Source organism: Pseudomonas sp. E1BtOHC1 (genome assembly GCF_058744285.1).
In genome coordinates, this window is record NZ_CP196023.1 from 3727574 (window position 1) to 3742675 (window position 15102).

The 15102-nt window shown below is 62.6% G+C and carries 14 protein-coding genes; 11 read left to right on the forward strand and 3 right to left on the reverse strand.

Annotated elements, in window-relative coordinates:
- Nucleotides 1-19: 19 nt before the first annotated feature.
- From iolG to ACSSVC_RS17215, 8 genes are all read left to right on the forward strand, one after another.
- On the forward strand, nt 20-1030 hold the full coding sequence (iolG, locus tag ACSSVC_RS17180) for a bifunctional inositol 2-dehydrogenase/D-chiro-inositol 1-dehydrogenase (RefSeq protein ID WP_404939561.1): 1011 nt from the start codon (nt 20-22) through the stop codon (nt 1028-1030).
- Nucleotides 1031-1172: 142 nt separating this feature from the next.
- On the forward strand, nt 1173-2225 hold the full coding sequence (locus ACSSVC_RS17185) for a Gfo/Idh/MocA family protein (protein ID WP_446440097.1): 1053 nt from the start codon (nt 1173-1175) through the stop codon (nt 2223-2225).
- Nucleotides 2226-2607: 382 nt separating this feature from the next.
- Nucleotides 2608-3534, forward strand: coding sequence for a sugar ABC transporter substrate-binding protein (locus ACSSVC_RS17190; RefSeq protein WP_346632637.1), 927 nt, complete (start codon nt 2608-2610; stop codon nt 3532-3534).
- A gap of 172 nt (nt 3535-3706) precedes the next feature.
- Nucleotides 3707-5272, forward strand: coding sequence for a sugar ABC transporter ATP-binding protein (locus ACSSVC_RS17195; RefSeq protein ID WP_492611053.1), 1566 nt, complete (start codon nt 3707-3709; stop codon nt 5270-5272).
- Nucleotides 5273-5341: 69 nt separating this feature from the next.
- Nucleotides 5342-6364: an ABC transporter permease gene (locus ACSSVC_RS17200; RefSeq protein WP_346632639.1), complete on the forward strand. Its 1023-nt coding sequence runs from the start codon at nt 5342-5344 to the stop codon at nt 6362-6364.
- 408 nt (nt 6365-6772) lie between these two features.
- A complete protein-coding gene (locus ACSSVC_RS17205; RefSeq protein WP_123723309.1) occupies nt 6773-7177 on the forward strand; it encodes a TraR/DksA family transcriptional regulator in 405 nt (134 codons plus the stop codon).
- Nucleotides 7178-7339: 162 nt separating this feature from the next.
- Nucleotides 7340-8965 (forward strand): methyl-accepting chemotaxis protein, encoded by a 1626-nt coding sequence (locus ACSSVC_RS17210; RefSeq protein WP_346632640.1) that lies wholly within the window; start codon nt 7340-7342, stop codon nt 8963-8965.
- Nucleotides 8966-9083: 118 nt separating this feature from the next.
- Entirely contained in the window at nt 9084-9302 is a 219-nt protein-coding gene (locus tag ACSSVC_RS17215; RefSeq protein ID WP_346632641.1) for a hypothetical protein, read from the forward strand.
- Nucleotides 9303-9481: 179 nt separating this feature from the next.
- Here the strand turns inward: ACSSVC_RS17215 and ACSSVC_RS17220 are convergent, their stop codons facing one another.
- Entirely contained in the window at nt 9482-9712 is a 231-nt protein-coding gene (locus tag ACSSVC_RS17220; RefSeq protein WP_102864456.1) for a hypothetical protein, read from the reverse strand.
- A gap of 683 nt (nt 9713-10395) precedes the next feature.
- Here ACSSVC_RS17220 and ACSSVC_RS17225 point away from each other — a divergent pair.
- The 3 genes from ACSSVC_RS17225 (at nt 10396) to ACSSVC_RS17235 (ending at nt 12215) form a co-directional block, all read left to right on the forward strand.
- Nucleotides 10396-10866, forward strand: coding sequence for a hypothetical protein (locus ACSSVC_RS17225; protein WP_346632642.1), 471 nt, complete (start codon nt 10396-10398; stop codon nt 10864-10866).
- Nucleotides 10866-11069 (forward strand): hypothetical protein, encoded by a 204-nt coding sequence (locus tag ACSSVC_RS17230; protein ID WP_102864458.1) that lies wholly within the window; start codon nt 10866-10868, stop codon nt 11067-11069. Before ACSSVC_RS17225 ends, ACSSVC_RS17230 begins: the two co-directional genes overlap by 1 nt.
- A gap of 135 nt (nt 11070-11204) precedes the next feature.
- Complete coding sequence (locus ACSSVC_RS17235; protein ID WP_446440101.1) at nt 11205-12215, forward strand: ABC transporter substrate-binding protein; 1011 nt, start codon at nt 11205-11207, stop codon at nt 12213-12215.
- A gap of 257 nt (nt 12216-12472) precedes the next feature.
- Here the strand turns inward: ACSSVC_RS17235 and ACSSVC_RS17240 are convergent, their stop codons facing one another.
- Complete coding sequence (locus ACSSVC_RS17240; protein ID WP_492611054.1) at nt 12473-14608, reverse strand: TonB-dependent receptor; 2136 nt, start codon at nt 14606-14608, stop codon at nt 12473-12475.
- Between the two features lie 87 nt (nt 14609-14695).
- Nucleotides 14696-15082, reverse strand: a complete 387-nt coding sequence (locus tag ACSSVC_RS17245; protein ID WP_346632645.1) for a DUF2946 domain-containing protein — start codon at nt 15080-15082, stop codon at nt 14696-14698.
- Nucleotides 15083-15102: the final 20 nt, after the last annotated feature.

Sequence of the window (15102 nt, forward strand, 5' to 3'; positions counted from 1 at the left end):
CAACAACAGGAGTATCTGCATGTCTTTGAAACTTGGTGTTATCGGTACCGGCGCCATCGGCCAGGATCACATCCGTCGTTGCAGCCAGACCCTGCTGGGCAGCCAGGTGGTGGCGGTCACCGACATCAACCTGGCGTCGGCGGCCAAGGTGGTCAGCGACCTCAAGCTCACGGCCGAGGTCTACCCGGACGGCCACGCGCTGATCAAGGCGGCGGACGTCGAGGCGGTGCTGGTCACCTCCTGGGGTCCGAGCCACGAGGAGTTCGTGCTGGCGGCGATTGCTGCGGGCAAGCCGGTGTTCTGTGAAAAACCCCTGGCGGTGACCGCCGCCGGCTGCCGCCGCATCGTCGACGCCGAAGTGGCCCACGGCAAGCGCCTGGTGCAGGTGGGTTTCATGCGCCCCTACGATTCGGGTTACCAGGCCTTGAAGGCGGTGATCGACAGCGGGCAGATCGGCGAGCCGTTGATGCTGCACTGTGCCCACCGCAACCCGCGGGTGGGTGAGAACTACAAGACCGACATGGCCATCACCGACACCCTGATCCACGAACTGGACGTGCTGCGCTGGTTGCTGGCTGACGACTACGTGTCGGTGCAAGTGGTATTCCCGCGCAAGACCAGCAAGGCCCACGCTCACTTGCGGGACCCGCAGATCGTGCTGCTGGAAACCGCCCGTGGCACGCGCATTGACGTTGAGGTGTTCGTCAACTGCCAGTACGGCTACGACATCCAGTGCGAAGTGGTGGGAGAGAGCGGTATCGCCAAGCTGCCGGAGCCGTCCCAGGTGCAATTGCGCAGCGAAGCCAAGCTGTCCAACGCCATCCTGATGGATTGGAAGGACCGCTTTATCGCCGCCTATGACGTGGAGTTGCAGGCCTTTATCGACGGTGTGCGCGCCGGCCAGGTGGGCGGACCGTCAGCCTGGGACGGCTTTGCCGCCGCCGTGGCGGCCGATGCCTGCATCGAAGCGCAGGGCAGCGGGCAGATCGTCAAGGTCGAGCTGCCAGAGCGCCCGCGCTTCTACGGCTAACCCCACCCTGTAGGAGCCGGCTTGCCGGCGAAGGGGCCTGTGGATGCTGTGCATGTCTTGAGGACGCTTTCGCTGGCAAGCCAGCTCCTACGAGGGCTGGCGTGAGGGAGGCGATGCTGGGGAATGAATGGATGGAGGGTGTATGCGTATAGGTCTGGTGGGTTACGGCCATGGCGGTCGTCATTTTCATGCGCCGCTGATTGCCAGTCTGGCCGGTGCGCGTTTTGTCGGGGTGGTGACCCGCTCTGCAGAGCGCCGGCGCTTGCTGGCCGATGATCATCCGGGGGTTGCGGCGTTCGACAGCATGGGCCAGTTGGCGGAGGCCGGGGTCGATGCCTTGGTGATTTCCACGCCCCTGGACGGGCGCCCGGCTCTGGTGCTGGAGGCCATTGAGCGGGGCATCGCGGTGGTCAGCGACAAACCCTTCGCCGCCGATGCAGCCGAGGCCGAAGGGATGATCCAGGCCGCCGCCGCGCGCCAGGTGCCGCTCAGCGTCTATATGAACCGGCGTTGGGATTCGGACTTTTTGACCTTGCGCAAACTCCTCGACAGCGGCGCGCTGGGCCGGATCACCCGCTACGAGTCGCGGGTCGAGCGTTATGCCCCGCAAGCCGTGGGCAATGCCAGTGGCGGTGGGTTCCTGCGGGACCTGGGCAGCCATCTGGTGGACCAGGCCCTCCAGTTATTCGGGCCGGTGGTCCGGGTCTATGCCGAGCTGCAGTACACCCCTGAAGAAGCCGTGGTCGACCACGGCTTTTTTGTTTCCCTGACCCACGTCAGCGGCGTGGTTGCACATTTATGGGGCAGTTGCCTGCAGAACAGCCAGGGGCCGCGGTTTCGGGTCAGTGGCAGCACCGGTTGTTACACGGTTGACGGCCTCGACGGCCAGGAGCAGGCGTTGGTGGCGGGTCGCTCGCCGAAAACCGAGGGCGAACGCTGGGGCGTGGAGGAGCATCGGCGCTGGGGCTGGTTCGAACAAGGGGATGAGCGCGAGCGCGTAACCTCGGAGCGAGGTGCCTGGCAGCAGTTCTATCAGCAGCTGCAACAGGCCCTGGAAGGCCAGGGCGCACTGCCTGTCACGGCCGCCGACGCGTTGGCCACCACCCAGGTGCTAGACGCCGCGCGCTTGAGTGCGCAGCAGTCTCGGGTGGTATCGATGACGACGTTTTCCGAGGGAAAAACAGATTTAGAATAAAATTCTAAAATGAGTTGATGTAGAAATTATTTTCCAATAAAGTCATTTCCAGGTTGCCGACTAGCTAGGTTCCGAACCCCTCAAGCACGCCTTGAGACCGGTGCGGGCCGACTAACAAAAACAAACAGGTACCGTCGATGAAAACCTTCAAATCTGTTGTACAGGCTGTACGTTCATTGTTTCGCCATCCTCACGCGCCGGCCGCCGTCCTGCCTCGGGCCAGCCGTTCTGCCGTCCTCCTGACTTGCCTCGGCTTTCTGTGCGAAGAGCGCAACGGTTCACTGGTGTGCTGCGTACCCGGTGCCCCGATCGTGCATCTGCCGCTCTGAGTTTTTCTGCGCTTTATCCATAAAACCTACAAGAATGTGGAGAAAGACCTGTTATGAACACCAAGATCCGTTTTGCCTCTCTTGCGCTGTCGATGCTGCTGGCCAGCGGGGCCGCGCTCGCCGACATCAAGATCGGCGTGAGCATGTCGCAGTTCGATGACACCTGGCTGACCTATCTGCGCGAGTCGATGGATCAGAAAGCCAAGTCCCTGCCCGATGGCGTCAAGCTGCAGTTCGAAGACGCCCGCAGCGATGTGGTCAAGCAATTGAGCCAGGTCGAGAACTTCATCAGCCAGAAAGTCGACGCGATCGTGGTCAATCCGGTGGACACCGCCGCCACCAAGAAAATTACCGAGGCTGCGGTGAAGGCCGGTATTCCCCTGGTGTACGTCAACCGCCGCCCGGATGACCTGAACCTGCCCAAGGGCGTGGTCACCGTGGCCTCCAATGACCTGGAAGCCGGGAAAATGCAGATGCAGTACCTGGCCGACAAGATGGGCGGCAAGGGTGACATCGTGATCCTGCTGGGCGACCTGGCGAACAACTCCACCACCAACCGCACCAAGGGGGTCAAGGAAGTGCTGGCCCAGTACCCGGGGATCAAGGTCGACCAGGAACAGACCGGGGTCTGGCTGCGGGACAAGGGCATGACCCTGGTCAACGACTGGCTGACCCAGGGCCGCAAGTTCGACGCAGTGGTGTCCAACAACGATGAAATGGCCATTGGTGCCGCCATGGCGCTGAAGCAGGCCGGGGTCGAGAAGGGCAGTGTGCTGATCGCCGGTGTCGACGGCACCCCGGATGGCTTGCGCGCGGTGAAGAAGGGCGAGTTGGCGCTCTCGGTGTTCCAGGATGCCAAGGGCCAGGCGGACGGTTCCATCGATACCGCGGTGAAGATGATCAAGCATGAGCCGGTGGAGCCGGCGGTGTGGGTTCCGTATCGGCTGATCACCCCGGACAACGTCGACCAGTTCAAGTAACGGCTCAGCTTCCAGAGCAGTTCCAGAAGAACCTGTTCTCGATCTAGCGAGCGCCGCTCAGGCAAGCCATGTTTAACGCCGCATGAGCTAAGCGCAGCAGATCGTGAACAGGCGCTAACAATAATAAGTGGCAAGGTGGCCTCGGGCAGCCTTGCCAATGGAGTACCTGATCATGTTCTCTCGCGCGACTGCCTCGAGCACCCCGCTGGCGGGTATCCAGCCTGCCGCCCCATCGATTGAAGAGCCCTATCTGCTGGAAGTCATCAACGTCAGCAAGGGCTTTCCCGGTGTGGTCGCCTTGTCCGATGTGCAACTGCGGGTACGCCCGGGAACGGTGCTGGCGCTGATGGGCGAGAACGGCGCCGGCAAGTCGACCCTGATGAAAATCATCGCCGGCATCTACCAGCCGGACGCCGGCGAGCTGCGCCTCAAGGGCCGGCCGGTGGTGTTCGAAACGCCCCTGCAGGCCCTGCAATCGGGCATCGCCATGATCCATCAGGAACTCAACCTGATGCCGCACATGAGCATTGCCGAGAACATCTGGATCGGCCGTGAGCAACTCAATGGCCTGCGCATGATCGATCACCGCGCTATGCACCGCTGCACCGCGCAGTTGCTGGAACGCCTGCGCATCAACCTCGATCCCGAGGAGCAGGTGGGCAACCTGAGCATCGCCGAGCGGCAGATGGTGGAGATCGCCAAGGCGGTGTCCTACGACTCCGACGTACTGATCATGGACGAACCGACCTCGGCCATTACCGACAAGGAGGTGGCGCACCTGTTCTCGATCATTGCCGACCTCAAGGCCCAGGGTAAGGGCATCATCTATATCACCCACAAAATGAACGAAGTGTTCGCCATCGCCGATGAAGTGGCGGTGTTCCGCGACGGTGCCTACATCGGCCTGCAACGGGCCGACAGCCTGGACGGCGACAGCCTGATCTCGATGATGGTGGGGCGTGAGCTGAGCCAGCTGTTTCCCCAGCGCGAAAACCCGGTCGGCGACCTGCTGCTCAGGGTCCGCGACCTGCGCCTGGACGGGGTGTTCGACAGAGTGTCGTTCGACCTGCATGCCGGGGAGATCCTCGGCATCGCCGGGCTGATGGGCTCGGGGCGGACCAATGTCGCCGAAACCCTGTTCGGCATCACCCCCAGCGACGGCGGCGAGATGGTCCTCGACGGCCAGCCCCTGCGCATCAGCGACCCGCACCAGGCGATCGAGAAGGGCTTTGCCCTGCTGACCGAGGATCGCAAGCTCAGCGGGCTGTTTCCGTGTCTGTCGGTCCTGGAAAACATGGAAGTGGCGGTGCTGCCGCATTACGCCGGCGGCGGTTTTGTCCAGCAGAAGGCTTTGCGTGCCCTGTGCGAGGACATGTGCAAGAAGCTGCGGGTCAAGACTCCGTCCCTGGAGCAATGCATCGATACCTTGTCCGGGGGCAATCAGCAGAAGGCCCTGTTGGCGCGCTGGCTGATGACCAATCCGCGAATCCTGATTCTCGATGAGCCGACCCGGGGCATCGACGTCGGTGCCAAGGCCGAGATCTACCGCTTGATCTCCTTCCTCGCCAGCGAGGGCATGGCGGTGATCATGATTTCCTCGGAGCTGCCCGAGGTGCTGGGCATGAGCGACCGGGTCATGGTCATGCACGAAGGTGAGCTGATGGGCACCCTCGACCGCAGCGAGGCGACCCAGGAACGGGTGATGCAATTGGCATCAGGGATGTCGCTGGTGCACTGATTTTTCAATCGATGGCGGCCGGCGGCGCGTTGATTCGCCGCGGCCAGGCACTAACTAAGGTGAGTGGTTATGAACGTGATGTCTGAAAACAAACCGGCCGCGGCGCCCGCTAGAACGCGCCGGCGCTTTCCCACTGAACTGAGTATTTTTCTGGTCCTGATCGGCATCGGTCTGGTCTTCGAACTGTTCGGCTGGATCGTGCGTGACCAGAGCTTCCTGATGAACTCCCAACGCCTGGTGCTGATGATCCTGCAGGTGTCGATCATCGGCCTGCTGGCCATTGGCGTGACCCAGGTGATCATCACCACGGGCATTGACCTGTCCTCGGGCTCGGTGCTGGCACTGTCGGCGATGATTGCCGCCAGCCTGGCCCAGACCTCGGACTTTTCCCGGGCGGTGTTTCCGTCCCTGACCGATTTGCCGGTGTGGATACCGGTGGTGGCCGGGCTGGGGGTGGGCCTGCTGGCGGGGGCGATCAACGGCAGCATCATCGCCATTACTGGCATTCCGCCCTTTATCGCCACCCTGGGCATGATGGTTTCGGCCCGCGGTCTGGCCCGCTACTACACCGAAGGCCAGCCGGTGAGCATGCTCTCGGATTCCTACACCGCCATCGGTCACGGGGCGATGCCGGTGATCATCTTCCTGGTGGTGGCGGTGATCTTCCACATCGCCCTGCGCTACACCAAGTACGGCAAATACACTTACGCCATCGGCGGCAACATGCAGGCGGCGCGTACCTCGGGGATCAACGTCAAGCGCCATCTGGTGATCGTCTACAGCATCGCCGGGCTGCTGGCGGGGCTGGCCGGGGTGGTGGCCTCGGCGCGGGCCGCCACCGGACAGGCGGGGATGGGCATGTCCTATGAACTGGATGCGATTGCCGCAGCCGTGATCGGTGGCACCAGTCTGGCCGGTGGCGTGGGGCGCATCACCGGCACGGTGATCGGTGCGCTGATTCTTGGTGTCATGGCCAGCGGCTTCACCTTTGTCGGGGTGGATGCCTACATCCAGGACATCATCAAGGGCCTGATCATTGTGGTGGCGGTGGTCATCGACCAGTACCGCAACAAGCGCAAGCTCAAACGCTGATGCGCCTGGCTGTTGCAGGCGCTGGCTTGTCGGCGCAGGGGTCCACAAGATGGTTATTCGCCGGCAAACCGGCTTCTACGGGGGGTGAGAAATGGGGGTAAAAGGCTCGAATCCGCCGTCCGGTACTGCCGTTTGTCTTCTAACAGACCTGCTCGTATGGAATTTTTTGTTATAAAAGCACTCTGACAAGCGCCACCAAAGCCCGCAATTGCGGGCTTTGTGCGGTTTGTCGGACAGATTCGCTGTCATTTCAGTTGCTGCGCCCTCAAACCGGCCTTAGACTGCCGCCCCTCGTAAATTGAGTGCCGGGTGGCGCTTGGAAGGTATGGCGCCTTTCTGATGACCTGACGGGTCAACCGGAAACAGTTTGAATTCGCCTTAATGCACGTATTTTTTATAGAGAAATCAATGACCAAGGATAAGTTGCTGGCCATGCCGGCGGATGACTACATGAATGCCGAGCAGCACGCTTTTTTCAGCGACCTGTTGCAAGCCATGAAGGTGGAAACCCACGAGCGCATCGAGCAGAACCGGATCGCCATTGAAAGCCTGGACACCCCGGCTGACCCGGCCGACGCCGCTTCCGTCGAAGAAGAGCGCACCTGGTTGGTCAACGCCATTGATCGCGACCAGCGCATGCTGCCGCAACTGGAGCAGGCCCTGGGCCGGATCAGTGACGACAGCTTCGGCTGGTGCGACGACAGCGGCGAGCCGATCGGCCTCAAGCGCCTGCTGATCAGCCCGACCACCAAGTACTGCATCGAAGCCCAAGAGCGCCACGAGCAGATCGACAAGCATCAGCGTCAAGCCTGATCGCCAGCCCCCGCCACAGCGGGGGCTTTGTTTTTCCGGGTACGGCTCCATACCCGCTCATTCCCTTGATCTACTGCAAACCCCCGACTAAGGGACCATGGATAATGGCCTTCTAGTGGCGTCTAATGCCGAAAATAATTAGAACGATGTGGGGTGCTAAACATGTCAAGAGATGGATCTCTAGCGGTGCCGCTCGCGCAACCGCTGGCAACAACACCCGCCGCTGCCCGTTGGTGGGCGCCGACTTTGCAGAGCGCGGCCTTGATGGGCTTGCTGGGCGGCCAGGCACTGGGTGACTGGCCGCTGTACCTGTGCCTGCCCCTGGCGGTGCTGGTGGTCTGGCTGCCCCGGCTGAGAGGCCGCAAAGTGCCCTTGGCGCCGGCAACAACGGCCGACAGTGAACTGTCGACGCTGACCCGCGACCTCTCCTACAGCACCACCCATAACGCCCTGTCCGCTGCTGGCGTGGCCTATTCGGTGACGCAACTGGCGGGCAAGCTGCAATCCCAGCTGGATGCCGCGGCGCGCATCGTCGGCAACGCCGAAGTGATGATCAAGACCGAACAGGCCACCTCGCAACTCAGCCGGCAAGCCCTGGAGGCCGCCAGTGAAGCCCACGCCAGCAGCGCCGAAGGGCGCACGGTGCTGGGGGAGTCCATCAGTCGCATGCACTCCCTGAGCGAACGGGCCAGTGGCAGCCGCGAGCTGATCGAGGCCCTGAGCCAGCGCAGTGAAGAGATCCAGCGGGTGACCCTGGTGATCCAGTCCATTGCCAGTCAGACCAACCTGCTGGCCCTGAATGCGGCTATCGAAGCAGCCCGAGCCGGGGAACACGGGCGGGGTTTTGCCGTGGTCGCCGACGAAGTGCGCGGGCTGGCCGGACGCACGGCCACGGCCACCGATGAGGTCGGGGTGATGGTGGCTGATATCCAGCAACGCACCAGTGATGTGGTGGAGCAGATCCGCCAGCTGTCCGACGACCTGAACCTGGGGGTGGAACAGGTGGAACACACCGGCCGGCACCTGGACAACATCGCCCGGCTGGCAGCGGGGGTAGAAGGCCAGGTCAGCGAGATTGCCCGGGGCGCCGAGACCAACCGCGAACAGTTGGACAGCCTGTTCCATGCCGTGGAGCAGATGCGCAGCGATCTGGCGGTCAGCGATCAGCAGACCCGCAGCCTGGCCCAGGCCGCGGTGCAGATGGAAGGGCAGGCGGAAACCATCAGCGAACGTCTGGCGGCTGTGGGACTGGATGACTACCACCAGCGTATCTATGACCTGGCCCGTGAAGGTGCCCGGCGTATCGCCGAGCAGTTCGAGACCGATCTGGCGCAGAACCGCATCAGCCTCGACGACCTGTTCGACCGCCACTACCAGTTGATTGCCAACACCGATCCGGCCAGGTACCAGACCCGTTTCGACCGCTACACCGACCAGGTACTGCCGCCGATCCAGGAATCCCTGCTGCCGCGCCATGACGGCCTGGTGTTCGCCATCGCCTGTACCCAGGAAGGTTATGTACCGACCCACAACCAGGCCTTCTCCCAACCGCTGACCGGCGATCCCGTGGTGGACAACCTGCATAACCGCAGCAAGCGCAAGTTCGCCGATCGCACCGGCATTCGTTGTGGCAGTCACCAGCAACCGTTGTTGCTGCAAACCTATACCCGGGATACCGGCGAACTGATGCATGACTTGTCGGTGCCGATCTGGGTCCAGGGGCGGCATTGGGGTGGGCTGCGCCTGGGCTACAAGCCCGAGCAGGCGCCGCCCCAGCGCAAGGGCTGAGAGAACATTGTTACCAGGGGCGTAACACTGCTGTGCAGAATCTGACTGTTCCAGGCGCCGGGAACTGACTAGTATTCCCTACATTGTTAGGGAGCTAACTAATTTCTGGAGGTTCTCCATGCACAGCAAGGTTGATGTAGCAGTGATGATCGGCAGCGGTGTTCCCCCCATGCTGCGGGATCTGGGACGCAAGGCGTGCTGGGTGGTGCTGGTCAATGGCGAACAACGTGGCACTGCCTTTGCCAGCCGCGTCGAGGCCGAGGAGTGCCGGCAGGCCTGGCAGACGCAATTGGCGCAGTGCCGGTCCGGGCGCCATGCGCTCCAGCATTCGGCTTGATGCCTGGGTGGCGGGTAGCGTCTTGAACGGCAGGGGCGGATGTAGGGATTCAGGTTGTTGCAGGCAGGGCCCGAAGGCGAGTCGGTGGTTTTAAGTTAATCATCATGATGCTCTTAAACGGATCTCGCCTGGGTCACGGTGGCGCCGCTGGGTCCCTGGGCGGCGCGCTGGGGCGGGTATCAGGCGTTCAGGGCGCCCTGGTCGATGGCCAGCTTGAGGGCCTTGGCGGATTCCCTGGCCGCCGCTGCAGCTTCTTCTGAGGTCTTGAACCAGCGGTCGCGTTCTACCTGGTGGAAGGTGATCTGGGTCAGTGGGGGTTTGGCGCGCATGGCAATCACGGCCTGGAATTCGCCTTCGACTTCTCTGCACTCGCCACGAATGAAAAACTCGCCAATATCTAGTTCGGTCACTTCTAGCCTTCCCTTGGAGATGAGTGAGTGCTTGAACACCGCGTGCTGCGGTCATTCAACCAGTGGCGGAGTATGGCAGTTGTTAGGTGGTGACGGGCTGAGTTATGTCACCTTGCTCTAGGTAAAGATTATTCTGAGGTTCTAAGCTGAAACTTCCTATGCGCAAATCCTTATGCAGAACTCCGGCAATTCAGCCCACTGCATCAGAGTATTACTGGCTAGAATGTCCGGCCGTCGAGCACAGACTCCCGGCAACATTACCGGCTGATGTCCAACAGCGGTCTTTGTATGACTAGTCGCCCGACTAGTGCTTGGTTGCTTTAAATAGTCGAAATGCACAAAGTTGCTCTAGAATTACCTCTGCAACCCGAAGTGGCTGCCGATCTGGGGAATCATGATCAGGGTGTATCCGGCCAGCAGGCCGGTTTCAGTACCCACTCCAGTTAACGCGCCGCCACGCTTTGCGGGATGTCAGAGCCAACTCCTACAGCCTTCGACATGAGCCTGATGCATCGGCGAAATGCCCGTTGCTCAGCGCCGGCGTCAGCGTCGTGGCCAGGAGTGCCGGGTTCACTTGTGGGTTTTTTGGGTCACTGATTGGGTTGACTACGCCGTCATGGCGATTTTTTTGTGCTGTCCGTTTTTCCTCGGACGGCACCATTTTGAGTATCGGGGAGTGTTCCTTGGCAGTAAGTAATCTTGAAATGCATGCGTTGTTCGTTTTGGGTGATTTGCGCGCAAAGCTGGTCAAGCAGTTCCAATCTCGTTTTGTCTACATCACCGAACAGTCCGCCGAAGGCATCTACATCGCCGAGATCGATACCGAGTCCGCGTTGGTGGTGGACGACAAGCCTCGGCTGGAACTCAAGGTGGGCGATCATTTTCGCGCCGCCGTGCTGCCCAGCCGTGAAGGCGGCAAGCTGGAGATCCGCTTTCGCGAGATCAAGCTGACGGTCTATGGCTTGGGCGACTATGCCTTTGTCAGCAGCCCCCAGGGGCAGGGGATAGTGTTCAGGGAAGGTCACTCGGTGGTGATGGTCTTCGCCGCCAACGAGCAATTGCAGGAAGGCTTGAGCAAGACCCTCAAGGCGGTCAGCGCCAAGGCTGCCAAATTCCGCAAGGGCGAACTGGTGAGCTTCAAGGCCAGCGAGTGATGAGCCAGAGCCGCGCCGAGTTTCACCAGCAGCACCAGCAGGCCGCGTGTGACGAAGCTCAACGCCTGTTCGCCGAGAAGGCGCGCTTGCAGGGCGCCTGGCTGAACTGGGTCGCTGGCCAGTTGTATCACCTGCGCCCGGCGGCTTACGCCAGCATGGTGCGCCGCGAGTTGCAGCGGCTGCAGGAGCCGGCGGACCCTTGAGGGGCGATCCGGGCCTGGCCCTCGGTTGAAAAAACGGAACCTCTACTACAGTCAGTTGACTGAATGCTTCAGGGGCCTGGCGTCTTTGCGCTGCGCGTCCCTATTGCCCTGGTTCCGACCCGAGAGGTGCACCCCATGAAAGGATTTCGAGCGCTGCTGGCCAGCAGCCTGTTGGCCCTTGCCGCCTTGAACGCGCCACCGTTGGCAGCGGCCCCCGCGCCGATTCACTTCGCCGACCTGAATTGGGAAAGCGGCAGCCTGATTACCGAGATCCTGCGGATCGTGGTCGAGAAGGGATACGGCCTGCCCACTGATACGCTGCCCGGCACCACCATCACCCTGGAAACCGCCCTGGCCAACAACGATATTCAGGTGATTGGCGAAGAATGGGCGGGTCGCAGCCCGGTGTGGGTCAAGGCCGAGGCCGAAGGCAAGGTGCTGGCCCTGGGGGACACGGTCAAGGGCGCCACCGAAGGTTGGTGGGTGCCGGAGTATGTGATCAAGGGCGACCCCGCCAAGGGCATCGTGGCCCTCGCGCCGGAGTTGCGCAGCGTCACCGACCTGGTGCGCTACAAAGATGTGTTCAAGGACCCGGAGAGTCCGAACAAGGGGCGCTTTCTCAACAGTCCGATTGGCTGGACCTCGGAGATCGTCAACCAGCAGAAGCTCAAGGCCTATGGCCTGAAGGACAGCTACGTGAACTTTCGCAGTGGCTCCGGCGCAGCCCTGGATGCTGAGATCAGTTCGTCGATCCGTCGGGGCAAGCCGATCCTGTTCTACTACTGGTCACCGACGCCGCTGCTGGGGCGCTTCAAACTGGTCCAGTTGCAAGAGCCGCCCTTTGATGCCGAGGCCTGGAAGACCCTGACCGACGCCGACAACCCCAACCCGCGTCCGACCCGTTCCCTGGCCTCGAAACTGTCCATCGGCGTGTCTGCGCCATTCCACAAACAGTACCCGCAGTTGGTGAACTTCTTTAGCCAGGTGGACCTGCCCATCGAGCCCCTCAACCAGGCCCTGGCGCAGATGAGCGAAAACCACAGCGCCCCCCGTGACGCGGCCCGGGCCTTCCTCAAGCAGCATCCTGACCTCTGGCGCAACTGGGTGCCCCAGGACATCGCCGCCAAAGTCGCCGCCGCCCTGTAGTAGGAGCCGGCTTGCCGGCGAAAGGGCCCGCAAGCCTTGCACCGTCCATGGCGACGCCTTCGCTGGCAAGCCAGCTCCTACGGCCGCCCTGACACCGCACGATATCCCGTAGGAGCCGGCTTGCCGGCGAAAGGGCCCGCAAGCCTTGCACCATCCATGGCGACGCCTTCGCTGGCAAGCCAGCGCCTACGGCCGCCCTGACACCGCACGATATTCCCGTAGGAGCCGGCTTGCCGGCGAAGAGGCCCGCAAGCCGGTCAGAAACGGGTCTGCACCGCCAGTTCGAAGGTGCGTGGGGTGCCCAGGTAGTAAGCCGGGGAGACATGGGCGAACCTGCCATAGACCTCGTTGGTCAGGTTGCGCACCCGGCCGGTGAGGGTGGTGTGGCTGTCGACCTGGTAGCGCAGGAAGCTGCCGTACAGGGTGTAGGCCGGTAGGGTCTGGGTGTTGGCGTTGTCGGCGTACACCGAGGCCACGTAGCGGGCATCGACGCCGGTCTGCCAGCTTGGGGCCAGGTCATAGGTCAGCCACAGGTTGGCCACCCGCTCGGGGACGTTGGTCGGGGTGTTGCCCTTGCGCGAGACCACGGCGCCGCTGGCGATCTTCTCGTTGAATTCGTCATATTCGGTGTCCACCCAGGCGAAGTTGGCCTCTGCCAGCAGCTTGGGGGTGACCCGCAGGGAACTGGCCAGTTCGATGCCCTTGGAGGTCTGCTGGCCCACGGGAATGCTGTTGGTCGGGTCCTGGGGATCGGTGACGGCAAAGTCCTTGCGTTCGATGCGGTAGGCCGCCAGGGTCGCCGAGCCGCGCCCGTCCAGGTAGTCGAACTTGCTGCCCACTTCCCATTGCTTGCCGGTGGACACGTCGAAGTTCTGGGTGCCGCTGGGCTGTTCGGCGGCCGTGCTGTATTGCACGTAGACGTTGGCGCTGGGCAGGAACTGCCAGGTCAGCCCCAGGCGCCCGGTGACCGGTTCCCAGCTGCGCTTGAGATGTCGCGGGTTGCTGGCGGTGATCACTCGGTGGTTGGTCACGTCCAGGTCGATGGCGTCATAGCGCAGGCCGCTGAGCAGGGACAGCTCGTCGGTCAGGGCCAGGCGATTTTCGACGAACAAGGCACGGGTGGTGACCTGGTTGGTCTTGTCCTTGACCCAGCTCTGACGGGTGCCCTTCAGGTCATAGAAGTACCCCGGCTGGAAATGGCCGGGGTCCACGCTGTTGTTGGCCGACACGTTCCACGGTGAGCTGGTAGTGCTGTTGACCTTGTATTCGAACCCTCCGGACCAGGTGGTGTCGAGGCCGAACAGTTGATCGTCATGACGCAGCTCGAACTGGTTGCCGTCCTGCTGGCCCTGGTGCCGCACCAGATAGGCGGTGGAGCGGTTCACCCGGCTGTTGTCGGCGTTGTACTGGTAGGTCTCCAGGTTGCGGTAGTCGCGCTGGCTGTCCAGGTGATAGAGGGTGTTGCGCAGGCTGGTGCTGGGGTTGATCCGGTAGTCGATGATCGAGCGCAGCCAAACCGTGCGCTGCTCATACAGGCCGTCGGCGACGTTGTAGTTGTTGAAGCGGTTGTGTTTGTCGATCTTCAGCTCGCCGGCCTTGGGATTGAGTACCGGGGTGCCCCAGTAGGGGCTGTCTTCGTGCTCGTCCTGATACTCCACGGCCAGGGTGTGGGACAGGTCCGGGGTCAGGTCGCTGAGCAGGGAGAACGCCAGGCTCCAGGCATCGCGCTGCTGGCGGTCGATGTAGCCGTTGCTGGTGTTGTGGCTGACATCCAAACGTGCGTAATGCTGCACCTCGGCCCCCGCCGGGCTCAGGGCGTGATTGACCCCGAAGGCGGTTTGCGTGGTGTCGTAGCTGCCGTAGCTGAGCAGGCCCTCGGCCGCCTGTTCGCGGCGGTCCGCCAGTTTGGTCACGTAGTTCAGCGAGCCGCCGACGGAGCCGGCGCCATTGATCAGCGACGAGGGGCCGCCCACCAGTTCCACCCGGTCATAGATCCAGGCGTCCACCGGCCGCGCCAGGCCGGTGGCGACGTTGATGCCGTTGAACATCTGGGTGATCTGGCTGCTGGTGAAGCCGCGGTAGGAGATGAAACCGCCGAATCCCGGCGGTGCGCTGGCGTTGACCCCGGGCAGGGCATTGGCGGCGTCCTGGAAGGTCTGGGCGCCACGTCGCTCGATGTCCTGGCGGCTGGCTATCGCCACCGAGGCCGGGGTCTCCCGCAGGCTCAGGCCAAGCCGCGAGGCCATGCCGCTGGACTGCTCCAGGGACAGGCCGGGCTCCGCGTCCGTCTCTTCGGCATTGACGGTGGCCGGGGCCAGCTCGAGGCCGGATTTGCCCCAGGCGTTGACGGACAGGCAGGCCAGCAGGCTCGCCAGTAAAGGAAGGTGTTTCATGGGTGCATCCTGAATTCTTGACTAGGAAAAGGCCCACGACAGCGCGCCGCGCAGCAGCGCAGTGGGCGGGTTGAGCACGAGCAAGAATCAGGCGTGGGGCGGGGCCCGAGGATGGGCGGCGGGCCAGGTGAAACGGGCGGGAAGTTCGGGCAGGAACTGGCGCGCCAGCGGCGGTGCCTGGGGTTGGGGCAACAGCGCCAGGGTGACGCTGGAGTTCAGTGCCGGACCCATGCCGCCGGTGGAGCACAACGGGCAACCGAAGGCCTTGGACAGGGTGGGCAGGGAGTCCTGGTCGGCAGGTTGTTGCAGCGGTGCCTGGGTGTTGGGATCAATGCTGCAGAACTGCCCGCCGATGCCGTTGAGCTGCATGCCGAGCATCTGTCCGTGGCCGATGCTGCAGGCGAACACGTTGAACAGGACGCAGCAATAGAGCATCCAGGCAACGAGTGAGCGATCGGAACGGGTCAATTTCATGGGGCGGCACTTTATCATCG

Coding starts and splice junctions, on each gene's coding strand:
- ACSSVC_RS17210 (WP_346632640.1), top strand. CDS start 7,340: ATGTCAAGAGATGGATCTCTAGCGGTGCCGCTCGCGCAACCGCTGGCA.
- ACSSVC_RS17235 (WP_446440101.1), top strand. CDS start 11,205: ATGAAAGGATTTCGAGCGCTGCTGGCCAGCAGCCTGTTGGCCCTTGCC.
- iolG (WP_404939561.1), top strand. CDS start 20: ATGTCTTTGAAACTTGGTGTTATCGGTACCGGCGCCATCGGCCAGGAT.
- ACSSVC_RS17230 (WP_102864458.1), top strand. CDS start 10,866: ATGAGCCAGAGCCGCGCCGAGTTTCACCAGCAGCACCAGCAGGCCGCG.
- ACSSVC_RS17190 (WP_346632637.1), top strand. CDS start 2,608: ATGAACACCAAGATCCGTTTTGCCTCTCTTGCGCTGTCGATGCTGCTG.
- ACSSVC_RS17240 (WP_492611054.1), bottom strand. CDS start 14,608: ATGAAACACCTTCCTTTACTGGCGAGCCTGCTGGCCTGCCTGTCCGTC.
- ACSSVC_RS17245 (WP_346632645.1), bottom strand. CDS start 15,082: ATGAAATTGACCCGTTCCGATCGCTCACTCGTTGCCTGGATGCTCTAT.
- ACSSVC_RS17215 (WP_346632641.1), top strand. CDS start 9,084: ATGCACAGCAAGGTTGATGTAGCAGTGATGATCGGCAGCGGTGTTCCC.
- ACSSVC_RS17195 (WP_492611053.1), top strand. CDS start 3,707: ATGTTCTCTCGCGCGACTGCCTCGAGCACCCCGCTGGCGGGTATCCAG.
- ACSSVC_RS17185 (WP_446440097.1), top strand. CDS start 1,173: ATGCGTATAGGTCTGGTGGGTTACGGCCATGGCGGTCGTCATTTTCAT.
- ACSSVC_RS17205 (WP_123723309.1), top strand. CDS start 6,773: ATGACCAAGGATAAGTTGCTGGCCATGCCGGCGGATGACTACATGAAT.
- ACSSVC_RS17200 (WP_346632639.1), top strand. CDS start 5,342: ATGAACGTGATGTCTGAAAACAAACCGGCCGCGGCGCCCGCTAGAACG.